Source organism: Actinomadura sediminis, from assembly GCF_042675525.1.
Taxonomy (GTDB): Bacteria; Actinomycetota; Actinomycetes; order Streptosporangiales; family Streptosporangiaceae; genus Spirillospora; species Spirillospora sediminis.
In genome coordinates, this window is record NZ_JBHTJA010000156.1 from 1 (window position 1) to 10,630 (window position 10,630).

The window sequence follows — 10,630 nt, forward strand, 5'->3', positions numbered from 1 at the left end:
GGGCCGGGGTGCTCGCCGCCGACGGCACCGCGCCGCCGCGGCGGCCCGGCGCCTTCGACCGGGTCATGTTGGACGCGCCCTGCACCGGCCTCGGCGCGCTGCGGCGCCGCCCGGAGGCCCGCTGGCGGCGCGGCCCCGAGGCGGTCGCGGAACTGGCTCCGCTGCAGCGGCGGCTGCTCGCGGCCGCGCTGGACGCGACCCGGCCCGGCGGCGTGGTGGCCTACGTCACGTGCTCGCCGCACCTCGCCGAGACCCGGGTGGTGGTCGACGACGTCGTCCGCGACCGCGGCGGCGCCGAGCGGCTGGACGCCCCGGCCGTCCTCGCCGGGCTCGCCCCCGGGCTCACCGGGCTGGGCGACGGGCCCTACGCGCAGTTCTGGCCGCACCGCCACGGCACCGACGCGATGTTCCTGGCACTCCTGCGCCGCATCTGACGTTCACCTTGACGAGGGGACGGGGTCGCCGTCGAGCCCGCCCGCCGGGGAGGGAGGTCCGTGCTCACCGCCTTCATGCACGCGGTTTCGGCCGCGGGGAGCGCGGCCTTCTACGTCCCGCTGCTGGTGGTCCTGTACTGGTGCGCCGCGCCGCGTCTCGCCGCGCGCGGCGCGGTGCTCCTGCTGCTCAGCGCCACCCTGAACACGCTGCTGAAGCTCGTCTTCCACGACCCCCGGCCGTTCTGGACGGACCCGTCGGTCGAGGCGCTGGCGGCGCACTCGTCGTTCGGGATGCCGTCCGGCCACGCGCAGAACGGGATCGTCGCGTGGGGGTTCCTGGCGTCGCAGGCGCGGCGGCCGGTGCCGTGGGCGGGCGCCGTCGTCATGATCGTCCTGATCGGCGTGTCCCGCGTGTACCTGGGCGTGCACTCGGTGTGGCAGGTGCTGGCGGGATGGGCGATCGGCGGGGCGCTGCTGCTGCTCGCGCTGACGGCCGGGCCCGCCGTCGTCGCGTGGTGGGGGCGGCAGCGCCTGCCCCTTCAGACGTCGCTGTCCCTCGGTGCCCCCCTGCTGCTGCTGGGGGCGACCTGGGCGGCGTTCCAGCCCATCGAGAACTTCCGTTACCCCGCCGAATGGCGGCGGGCCATCATCGAGGCGGGAGGCGACGTCGAGCCGCTGAGCCTCACCCAGGCGGCCATGGTCACCGGTGCGCTGTGCGGGCTGCTCGCGGGGCTGTCGATCGCCGCGCGGCGCGGCCTGCCCGACCCCGGCGGGACGGTTCCGCGCCGCCTCGCCCGGATCGGCGTCGGCGTCGCGGGCGCCCTGCCGCTGCTCGCGCTGAACCTGCCGTTCGGGGGACCGGACCCGGTCCGGGCGTTCGCCGTCCAGGCGCTCGTCGCCCTGTGGGCGACCGCCGGGACGGCCGAGGCGTTCGGCCGGCTGGGCCTCGCCGCGCGTCCGCGCCCCGATCCCACCCCCGCCGTCCCCCGACCGGGTGACGGACCGCCCGGCCTCCGGCAATAGACTCGTCGCATCATGGCTCCGCAGATCTCACCCAGCATCCTGTCCGCCGACTTCGCCCGACTGGCCGAGGACGTCGAGCGCATCGCCGACTCCGCCGACTGGGTGCACGTGGACGTGATGGACAACCACTTCGTCCCGAACCTCACCCTGGGGCTCCCGGTCGTCCAGTCGCTGCTGAAGAGCAGCGCCCTCCCGCTCGACTGCCACCTCATGATCGAGGACCCCGACCGCTGGGCCCCGCAGTACGCCGAGGCCGGCGCGGGCAGCGTCACCGTCCACGCCGAGGCCGCCAAGGCCCCGATCCGCACCCTGCGCGCCATCCGCGCCGCCGGGGCGCGCGCGGGCCTCGGAGTGAACCCGGCCACGCCCGTCGACGGATTCGAGGACCTCCTCGGTGAGATCGACATGCTGCTGCTGATGACCGTCGAGCCGGGCTTCGGCGGCCAGCCGTTCCTCGATGTCGTGCTGCCGAAGGTGCGCCGCGCCCGCGAGCTGATCAAGGGCCGCGACCTGCCCGTCTGGCTGCAGGTCGACGGCGGGGTCAGCGCCGAGACGATCGAGCGGTGCGCCGAGGCGGGCGCCGACGTGTTCGTCGCGGGCAGCGCCGTCTACGGCGCCGACGACCCGGCCGAGGCCGTCCGCCGCCTGCGCGGCCAGGCGGAGGAGGCCACCGCCAAGGCCGGCTGGTGACGGCCGGGCCGGGACCGGGCGGGCCCGCGGGCGGGACGCGCCTGCCCTGCGCCGCCGTCCTGTTCGACGTGGACGGCACCCTGATCGACTCCACGCCGCTCGTCGAGCACGCGGCCCGCCTGTGGGCGCCCGAGTACGGCATCGACCCCGACGAGTTCCTCGCCGGGGCGCACGGGCGCCGCACGAGCGACCGCATCGCCGACTTCCTGCCGCCGGACCGGGTCGCCGAGGCCACCGCCCGCCTCGACGCCCTGGAGGCCGCCGGGACCGACGGCATCACCGCCCTCCCCGGCGCCCGCGAACTCCTCGCGGGGATGAACGGGCTGCCGTGGGCGCTCGTCACGTCCATGGACCGCGCGCAGCTCGCCGCCCGCGCCGCCGCCGCGCGGATCCCGCTGCCCGACGTGGTGATCACCGCGGAGGACGTCCGGCACGGCAAGCCCGACCCGTCCGGCTACCTGCGGGCCGCCGCGCGGCTCGGCGCCGACCCGTCCGCGTGCGCGGTCGTCGAGGACGCCCCCGCGGGGGTGGCCGCCGGACGCGCCGCGGGCGCGACCGTCCTCGCCGTCACGACCAGCCATCCGCCCGCGGCCCTGGGGGAGGCCCACCACGTCATCGAGGGCCTGACGGCGCTCACCGCGGCCCCGGACGGCCTCACGCTCGCCTGACCGGCGCCGTCGCGGGCGCCGCCCGCGCGGCGGCGAAGCGACGGCGGTGGATCCCCACCGCCGCCGCTCCCCCCGCATCGACGCCGGGTCTCCCGGGCGGAGGGGCGGGGGACCGGCGGAGCCGCGTCGGCCTCCACCGTCCCGCCGGCCTTTCCCTCGGGGTCGCCGGCCGCGCAGACAACAACTAGCGTGAAAGTTGCCGTAGGGCAACAGAATCCCGCCAGGCCCGGCGGCGGCGACGGCGGGGGCGGCGCCGATCCGGGACGATCACCCTGGAATTCGCGGGTTTCGCGGTACGGGGCGGAACCGGAGGGCATCCCCCCGTCATGAGAGCGCCCGTCATGAGAGCGCCCGTCATGAGAGCGCCCGTCACGAGACCGCGCGTTCTGGGGCGGCGCTCCACGGGCGCGGCCGTCCCGGGCGGCTCCGCCCGGGGCGCCGGACCGCTCCGGACCGGCGGCGGCGTGCCCGTCCGGGCCCCGGCGGAGACCGGCCGCACGGTCCGCCCGCGCCGGTCCCGGGCGGACGAGGAGGGAGAACCGTGAGCAGTGCGCTGGACGTGAGCGTGGTCGAGCGGCACGGGGCGATCGCCGTGCTGGCCGTCGCGGGCGAGCTCGATCTGAACAACGGCCCGTTGCTGGCCGGCGCGGCCCTGGACGCCGCGGGGGAAGGGCACCCGCACGTGGTCCTGGAGATGTCCCGGGTGCCGTTCTGCGATTCCAGCGGCCTGAACGCGCTCATCCGGCTCTACCGCCGGCTCCGCGCCGAAGAGGGGACCCTGACGCTGGCGGCGGTGCCCGCCCGCCTCACCCGGCTGCTGGGCATGACCGGCATCGACCGGATCATCCCCGCCCATCCGGACGTCCCGGACGCGGTGGAGGCGGTGCGGGACGCGGCGCGGCGCCGGTCCGACGCGGACGCCCGCTGACCCGCGCCTCCATCGCCGGGTGCAGACGGCCGCCCAGGAGACCGCGATGCCCGAGCCACCGGCTTCCCGTACACCCTCACAGCAGGGGCCGGGCGGGCCGTTGCGCCGCCGCGGCGACCGCGTGGCGATTTTCACAGGGGCGGAGAACATCCGGCATGGCACACTGGTTGGCAAGCATGAACGCGTGCTCCGGGGTCGGTGCAATTCCGAACCGGCGGTGACAGTCCGCGACCCGGCCGAAACCATCGGCCGGTTGACCCGGTGGAACTCCGGGACCGACGGTGAAAGTCCGGATGGGAGGCAGCGCGCGGTACGCCCCTGTACAGGGGTGTAGTGGCTTATCTGCCGTACCCCGGAGCCTTTGGAGTAGGAGGCCCGGGAGTGTTCACCGGCATCGTCGAGGAGCTCGGCGAGATCGCGTCCATCGAACCCCGAGGGGACTCGGTCGCGCTCGCGATCCGCGGCCCGCTCGTCACCCAGGACGCCGTCCACGGCGCGTCGATCGCGGTCAACGGCGTCTGCCTCACGGTGGTGGACGTCCGGGACGGAGTCTTCACCGCGGACGTCATCAAGGAGACCCTCGGCAAGACGAGCCTCGGCGCGCTCGAACCGGGCTCGAAGGTGAACCTGGAACGTCCCGTCCGGCTGTCCGACCGGCTCGGCGGGCATCTCGTCCAGGGCCACGTGGACGGCGTCGGCACGATCGTCTCCCGGGAGCCGGGGGAGCGGTGGGACGTCGTCACGGTGTCCCTGCCGGCCGACCTGAGCCGCTACCTCGTCGACAAGGGCTCGATCACCGTGGACGGCATCAGCCTCACCGTCGTCGAGGCCGGCGCCGACCGGTTCAGCGTCGCGCTGATCCCGACGACGCTCGCGCTCACCACGCTCGGCCACAAGAAGCCCGGCGACCCGGTGAACCTCGAGGTCGACGTCGTCGCCAAGTACGTCGAGCGCATGCTGGGCGACCGGTCATGAGCCTTCTCGACGCGAGCTTCACCGTCTTCGGCGAGCACGTCCTGTGGACCGACCTCATCGGCAACGCGCTCTCGCTCGCCGTCGTGTGGCTCGCCATGCGCAAGACGATCTGGACGTGGCCGGTGCAGCTCACCGGCGCCCTCCTGCTCCTCGCGGCGTCCCTGCACGCCGACGTCCCCGGCAACGCGCTCAAGCAGGTGCTGTTCTGCGGGCTCGCCCTGTACGGGTGGCACCGATGGACGCGCGGGCGGCGCGACGGCGAGGGACTCGTCGTCCGGCAGGCCACCGCGCGCGAACGGATCGTGCTGGTCGCCGTGCTGCTGCTCGGCACCGCGGTCGTCGCGCAGTTGTTCACCCACCTGGCCTGGCTGGAGGTCGCCTGGTCGCCGTGGGCGAACGCGTACATCTTCGTCGGCAGCGCGGTCGCGACGTTCGCGCAGAGCCGCGCGCTGGTCGACTTCTGGGTCGTGTGGGTGCTGGTCGACCTCGTCGGCGTCCCGCTCGCCCTCAAGTCCGGCCTGTACGTCTCGGGCGCCGTCTACGGGATCTTCTTCGTGATGGTGATGGTCGGGCTCCGGAACTGGCTCCGCGAGTCCCGGGAGAACCGGGCCCCGCGCACAACCCCCAAGGACAAGGCGGTGACCGCATGAGCGGCAACGACGGCACGATCGAGAACGGCACGATCGAGAACGGCACGATCGAGAACGGCACGATCGAGAACGGCACGATCGAGAACGGGAACGGCGTCTTCGACGACATCGCGGCGGCGCTCGCCGACATCGCGGCGGGCCGCCCCGTCGTGGTCGTCGACGACGAGGACCGCGAGAACGAGGGCGACATCATCTTCGCCGCCGCCAAGGCGACGCCGGAGCTGCTGACCTTCACCATCCGCCACACCAGCGGGGTCATCTGCGTCCCGATGGAGGGCGCCGACCTCGACCGGCTGCAGATCCCGCCGATGACCGCGCAGAACTCCGAGCGGATGCGCACCGCCTACACCGTGAGCGTGGACGCCCGCGACGGCGTCACCACCGGCATCTCCGCCGCCGACCGGGCGCGGACGATCCGGACCCTGTGCGACTCTGCGGCCGAACCCCGCGACCTCGTCCGTCCCGGGCACATCTTCCCGCTGCGGTACCGCGAGGGCGGCGTGCTGCGGCGGCGCGGCCACACCGAGGCCGCCGTCGACCTCGCCCGGCTGGCGGGCCTGCACCCGTCGGGCGTCCTCGCCGAGGTCGTCAACGAGGACGGCACCATGGCGCGCCTCCCCGAACTGCAGGTGTTCGCCAAGGAGCACGGCCTCAAGCTGATCTCCATCGAGCAGCTCGTCGAGTACCGGCGCCGCACCGAGCCGCTCGTCTCCCGGGTCGTCGAGACCCGGCTGCCGAACCGGTACGGGACGTGGCGCGCGGTCGGGTTCTCCAGCGCCGTCGACGGCGGCGAGCACGTCGCGCTCGTCCTCGGCGACCTCGGGGACGGCGCCGACGTGCTCGTCCGCGCGCACTCCGAGTGCCTCACCGGGGACGTCCTGCACTCCGAGCGATGCGACTGCGGCACCCAGCTCGACGCCGCGATGGAGCGCATCGCGCAGGAGGGCCGCGGCGTCGTGCTGTACCTGCGCGGCCACGAGGGGCGCGGCATCGGGCTGCTGGCCAAGCTGCGCGCCTACGCCCTGCAGGACGCCGGTTCCGACACCGTCGACGCCAACCTGGAACTCGGCCTCCCGGCCGACGCGCGCGAGTACTCCAACGCCGCGCACATGCTGCGCGACCTGGGCGTACGCTCGATACGGGTGCTCACCAACAACCCGGCGAAGCTGCGCGGCCTGCACGGTTTCGGCCTGGACGTGCTGGGCCGCGAGGCCATGCCGGTGGTGGTCACCGAGGACAACCGGCGCTACCTGACGGTCAAGCGCGACCGTCTCGGACACGACATCGAGGGACTCTCATGAGCGGCGCGGGACGCCCGGAGGACACCGTCGTCGACGCGGCCGGGCTCACGCTCGGCGTCGTCTGCACCCGCTGGCACGAGCCGATCACCGGCCCGCTGCTGGAGCGGTCCCTCGCGGCCGCGAAGGCGTGCGGGATCGACCAGCCCGTGGTCGTCCGCGTCGCCGGCGCCCTGGAACTGCCCGTCGTGGCGCAGCAGCTCGCCCGCGACCTGGACGCCGTCGTCGTCCTCGGCGCGGTCATCCGGGGCGAGACGGCCCATTTCGACTACGTGTGCGATTCGGTGACCGCCGGTGTGACGCGCGTCGCGCTGGACGAGTCGACTCCGGTGGGCAACGGGGTCCTCACGTGTGACAACATTGAACAGGCAATGCAGCGCAGCGGGCTGCCCGGCAGCCGCGAGGACAAGGGATGGGAGGCGACTGTGGCCGCACTCGACACGGCACTGACCCTGCGAGGTCTGCGGCATCACGGTCACGCCGGGCACGGCCTGGAGCATTCGGGCTCCTGAACGTCCCCGGAAACCCGTACGCATCCCATCGAAAGGCAACTTCCGTGCTGTCACTCGTCCTGCCCAAGGGGTCGCTGGAGAAGGCGACCATGCAGCTGTTCGACGCCGCCGACCTCACCGTCCGGCGCGCCTCGGACCGCGACTACCGCGCCTCCATCGACGACCCGCGCATCGACCGCGTCCGGGTGCTGCGGCCGCAGGAGATCCCGACCTACCTCGAGCAGGGCCTGTTCGACCTCGGCATCACCGGCCGCGACTGGATCACCGAGACCGACTCCGACGTCGTCAGCCTCGGCGAGCTGAAGTACTCCAAGGCCACCTCCAACCCGGTCCGGGTGATCATGGCGGTGCCCGAGGACGCGCCGTGGCGGAGCGTGTCCGAGCTGCCCGAGGGCGTCCGGATCTCCACCGAGTTCCCGGCGATGACCGAGCGCTTCCTCGAGAAGCACGGCGTGAAGGCCCGGGTCGTCCCGTCCTACGGCGCGACGGAGGCGAAGGTCCCCGACATCGTGGACGCGATCGTCGACCTGACCGAGACCGGCTCGTCGCTGCGCAAGAACGGCCTGCGGATCCTCGACACGCTGCTCACCAGCTACACCGAGCTGGTCGCCAACCGCGAGGCGTACGAGGACGCCGACAAGCGCGCCGCGATGGAGGACGTCGCGCTGCTCCTGCAGGGCGCGATCCGCGCGCGGGGCAACGTCCTGCTGAAGCTGAACGTCGCGCAGGCCGACCTGCAGGCCGTCCTCGACATCATGCCGTCGATGTCGTCGCCCACGGTCACGTCCCTCGCCGGGGGCGAGTCCAACGCGGTCGAGTCGGTCGTCGCCAAGCGCGGCGTGAACACGCTCATCCCGGCGCTGAAGGCCGCCGGCGCCCACGACATCCTCGAGATCCCCATCTCCAAGATCGTTGACTGAGACTCCGGCCCTGCCGACCGAGTGGCGTCCCCGCACCACCCGGCTCGTCGCCTACGCCACGGCGGGCGCGATCATCCTGGCGATGATCGTGCTCGCCGTGTTCGTCGCGCCCCAGTTCACGATCGTCGACCGCGTCCTGATGGTGCTGTTCGGGGTCGGGCTCGCCTGGATCCTGCACATGCTGGCCCGCTGCCGCGTCACCGCGGACGAATCGGGCCTCACGGTCGTCAACGCGTTCCGCACCCGCCGCCTCGAATGGCCCGAGGTGCTCGACGTCACGATGACCGCCGGGGACCCCTGGCCGCGCCTCGACCTGTCGGACGGCACCGCCCTCGGCGTCATGGGCATCAACGGCGCCGAGAAGAAGCTCGCCGCCCGCCAGGTCACCGAGCTCGCCGCTCTCCTCAAAGCCCGCGGCGAAGCCCCCGACCGTCCCTGACGCGGGGCGGAGGCCGTCCTCGCGATCTACATCGGCCCGAACGCCACCGTCCATGCGCACGCACGGCGGATGGACGGCGGCCGGGAGCGACGCTTCACAGGGCCGTGGCGAGGGTGAGGGCCCCGGCGGTCAGCAGCGCGGCGGCCCAGAGGCGGTCGAGGTCCCACCAGGTGCGCTTGAGGATCGCCGAGCCGACGAGTTCGTAGACGAGGACGGCGATGATCCCCGCGACGGCGAACATCGCGAGGGTGTGGACGGCCGTCACGAAGATCCCCGCCGACAGGGCGCTTCCGGACGCGCCGGCGAGGCCGTGGTCGTGGTGGTGGCCCGCCGCGACGGGCGCCGCCGACGGGGCCAGCAGCGGCACCAGCATCAGTCCCGCGCCGTGCGCGGACGACATCACGAACGACCAGCCCGCGAGCTGCCACGGCCCGACCGGCGCGGGGGTGCGGTGCGCCGCGCGCCGGCCGGCGAGCAGCCACGTCCCGAAGCCGAGCAGCACCAGGCCGCCGCCCGCGGCGAGGGCGCGGGCCGGGACGAACGTCCCGAGCAGCGCGACGGCGACCGCGACGGCGCCGATGGACGCCGCGTGCCCCGCGGCGATCGGCGGCAGGGACCGCACGACGAGCGGGCGGCTGCGCTCCTGCAGGCCGCGCGTCACCGCGAACAGCCAGCCCATCGCCGGGTTGATCCCGTGGAACGCGCCGAGCGCCACGAGCGCGGCGAGCGAACCGTCGCGCATGCCCCGTCCCTCTCCGTGCGCCGTCCGTCGCGGACAGCGTCCGACGCGGGGCGCGGGATGTCCACCGGCACGGGGGTGACAGTCGGGAAACCCTCCGCGCGGTATGGGCGATCGCGATCGCGGTGTATAGCCTGGCGATGTGGTGGCGGACACAGCGGGCGGCGGGGCGGTCGCCTCGCCGGCGGAGCTGGCGGGCCTGCTGGACCGGCACGGCTACCTCTGCGACGACGGCCTCGCCACTGCCTGCTTCCTCGCGCTGCGGATGGGGCGGCCGCTGCTCCTGGAGGGCGAGGCCGGGGTCGGCAAGACCGAGCTGGCCAAGACGCTCGCGCGGGCGCTGCGCGCGCCGCTGATCCGGCTGCAGTGCTACGAGGGGCTCGACGCGTCGCAGGCGCTGTACGACTGGGACTTCCCGCGCCAGATCCTGCACCTGCGGGCCGCCGAGGCCGCCGGCGCCGCCGACGCGGCGCGGCTCGAGGGCGAACTGTACGACCGCCGGTTCCTGCTGGCCCGTCCGCTGCTGCGAGCCCTGGAGACGTCCCCCAGCGTCCTGCTGGTGGACGAACTCGACCGCGCGGACGACGAGTTCGAGGCGTTCCTCCTCGAGATCCTGAGCGACTTCACGATCACCGTGCCGGAGCTCGGCACGATCCGCGCCGAGCGCCCGCCCGTCGTGGTCGTCACGTCCAACCGCACCCGCGAGGTGCACGACGCGCTGAAGCGGCGCTGCCTGTACCACTGGCTGGAGCACCCGTCGTTCGAGCGGGAGGTCGCGATCATCCGGCGGCGGCTGCCGGACGCGACCGCGCACCTCGCCGGGCAGGTCGCGGACGCCGCGCGGCGGCTGCGCGGCGGCGGGCTGCTGAAGCCGCCCGGCGTCGCCGAGACCCTCGACTGGACCGAGGCGCTGCTCGCCCTCGGCGCCCGCGAGCTGGACCCGGACGCGGCCGCGGCGACGCTCGGCGCCGTCCTGAAGTACCGCGAGGACCAGGAGCGCGGCGGCGCGCTGCTGGCCGGGGGCTGACATGGCCGGGCCGGGCACGGACGTCGTCGGGACGCTCGCCGGGTTCGCCCGGACGCTGCGCGCGGCGGGCGGCGCCGCCGACCCCGGGCGCCTGCGGGCGATGGTCGCGGCGCTGCGGCACCTCGACGTCCTCGACCCGTCCGACGTGTACTGGGCGGGACGCCTCACGCTGTGCGCGGGCCCGGACGACCTGCCCCGCTACGACCGCGCGTTCGCCGCGTACTTCGGCGGGGAGACGCCGCGGGCGCCGCGGCGGCCCGCGCCCGCAGCGCGTCCCGCACCGGAGCCGGCGCCCCGGGACGGCGACGACGGGTCCGGCGGCGCGCG

The 10,630-nt window shown here is 74.3% G+C and carries 12 protein-coding genes, 2 pseudogenes and 1 riboswitch; of the genes and pseudogenes, 13 read left to right on the forward strand and 1 reads right to left on the reverse strand.

Going from position 1 to position 10,630, the window contains the following annotated elements; all coding sequences use genetic code 11:
• From ACFQ11_RS35245 to ACFQ11_RS35295, 11 genes and pseudogenes are all read left to right on the forward strand, one after another.
• Positions 1–434 (forward strand): annotated as a pseudogene (locus ACFQ11_RS35245) (rRNA cytosine-C5-methyltransferase); the annotation flags it as partial.
• 60 nt (positions 435–494) lie between these two features.
• The gene (locus ACFQ11_RS35250; RefSeq protein ID WP_378306825.1) at positions 495–1,457 is read left to right on the forward strand and encodes a phosphatase PAP2 family protein; all 963 of its coding nucleotides are present in this window, start codon (positions 495–497) and stop codon (positions 1,455–1,457) included.
• 12 nt (positions 1,458–1,469) lie between these two features.
• Positions 1,470–2,147, forward strand: a complete 678-nt coding sequence (gene rpe / locus ACFQ11_RS35255; RefSeq protein ID WP_378306827.1) for a ribulose-phosphate 3-epimerase — start codon at positions 1,470–1,472, stop codon at positions 2,145–2,147.
• Positions 2,144–2,815: an HAD-IA family hydrolase gene (locus ACFQ11_RS35260; protein WP_378306829.1), complete on the forward strand. Its 672-nt coding sequence runs from the start codon at positions 2,144–2,146 to the stop codon at positions 2,813–2,815. The genes rpe and ACFQ11_RS35260 overlap by 4 nt, the downstream gene beginning before the upstream one ends.
• Positions 2,816–3,356: 541 nt before the next feature.
• Positions 3,357–3,743 carry an STAS domain-containing protein gene (locus tag ACFQ11_RS35265; protein ID WP_378306831.1) on the forward strand — a complete coding sequence of 129 codons (387 nt, stop codon included), beginning with the start codon at positions 3,357–3,359 and terminating at the stop codon, positions 3,741–3,743.
• Positions 3,744–3,923: 180 nt separating this feature from the next.
• Positions 3,924–4,054: riboswitch (FMN riboswitch) on the forward strand.
• A 70-nt stretch (positions 4,055–4,124) separates the two neighbouring features.
• Entirely contained in the window at positions 4,125–4,718 is a 594-nt protein-coding gene (locus ACFQ11_RS35270) for a riboflavin synthase (RefSeq protein WP_378306833.1), read from the forward strand.
• Positions 4,715–5,368 carry a nicotinamide riboside transporter PnuC gene (gene pnuC / locus ACFQ11_RS35275; RefSeq protein ID WP_378306836.1) on the forward strand — a complete coding sequence of 218 codons (654 nt, stop codon included), beginning with the start codon at positions 4,715–4,717 and terminating at the stop codon, positions 5,366–5,368. The genes ACFQ11_RS35270 and pnuC overlap by 4 nt, the downstream gene beginning before the upstream one ends.
• A complete protein-coding gene (locus tag ACFQ11_RS35280) occupies positions 5,365–6,669 on the forward strand; it encodes a bifunctional 3,4-dihydroxy-2-butanone-4-phosphate synthase/GTP cyclohydrolase II (RefSeq protein WP_378306838.1) in 1,305 nt (434 codons plus the stop codon). Before pnuC ends, ACFQ11_RS35280 begins: the two co-directional genes overlap by 4 nt.
• On the forward strand, positions 6,666–7,178 hold the full coding sequence (ribH, locus tag ACFQ11_RS35285; RefSeq protein ID WP_378306840.1) for a 6,7-dimethyl-8-ribityllumazine synthase: 513 nt from the start codon (positions 6,666–6,668) through the stop codon (positions 7,176–7,178). Before ACFQ11_RS35280 ends, ribH begins: the two co-directional genes overlap by 4 nt.
• Positions 7,179–7,222: 44 nt before the next feature.
• The gene (gene hisG, locus ACFQ11_RS35290) at positions 7,223–8,098 is read left to right on the forward strand and encodes an ATP phosphoribosyltransferase (RefSeq protein WP_378306842.1); all 876 of its coding nucleotides are present in this window, start codon (positions 7,223–7,225) and stop codon (positions 8,096–8,098) included.
• Entirely contained in the window at positions 8,091–8,537 is a 447-nt protein-coding gene (locus tag ACFQ11_RS35295; RefSeq protein WP_378306844.1) for a PH domain-containing protein, read from the forward strand. The genes hisG and ACFQ11_RS35295 overlap by 8 nt, the downstream gene beginning before the upstream one ends.
• Before the next feature lie 94 nt (positions 8,538–8,631).
• Here ACFQ11_RS35295 and ACFQ11_RS35300 read toward each other — a convergent pair whose 3' ends face one another.
• Positions 8,632–9,279, reverse strand: a complete 648-nt coding sequence (locus ACFQ11_RS35300; RefSeq protein ID WP_378306846.1) for a hypothetical protein — start codon at positions 9,277–9,279, stop codon at positions 8,632–8,634.
• A 139-nt stretch (positions 9,280–9,418) separates the two neighbouring features.
• On the opposite strand from ACFQ11_RS35300, the gene ACFQ11_RS35305 reads away from it, so the two are divergent.
• Positions 9,419–10,303 (forward strand): AAA family ATPase, encoded by an 885-nt coding sequence (locus tag ACFQ11_RS35305; RefSeq protein ID WP_378306848.1) that lies wholly within the window; start codon positions 9,419–9,421, stop codon positions 10,301–10,303.
• A 1-nt stretch (position 10,304) separates the two neighbouring features.
• Positions 10,305–10,630 (forward strand): annotated as a pseudogene (locus ACFQ11_RS35310) (hypothetical protein); the annotation flags it as partial.

Excerpts from the sequence above, each read along its gene's own strand:
- rpe (WP_378306827.1), top strand. The coding sequence starts at position 1,470 with ATGGCTCCGCAGATCTCACCCAGCATCCTGTCCGCCGACTTCGCCCGA.
- ribH (WP_378306840.1), top strand. The coding sequence starts at position 6,666 with ATGAGCGGCGCGGGACGCCCGGAGGACACCGTCGTCGACGCGGCCGGG.
- ACFQ11_RS35280 (WP_378306838.1), top strand. The coding sequence starts at position 5,365 with ATGAGCGGCAACGACGGCACGATCGAGAACGGCACGATCGAGAACGGC.
- pnuC (WP_378306836.1), top strand. The coding sequence starts at position 4,715 with ATGAGCCTTCTCGACGCGAGCTTCACCGTCTTCGGCGAGCACGTCCTG.
- ACFQ11_RS35300 (WP_378306846.1), bottom strand. The coding sequence starts at position 9,279 with ATGCGCGACGGTTCGCTCGCCGCGCTCGTGGCGCTCGGCGCGTTCCAC.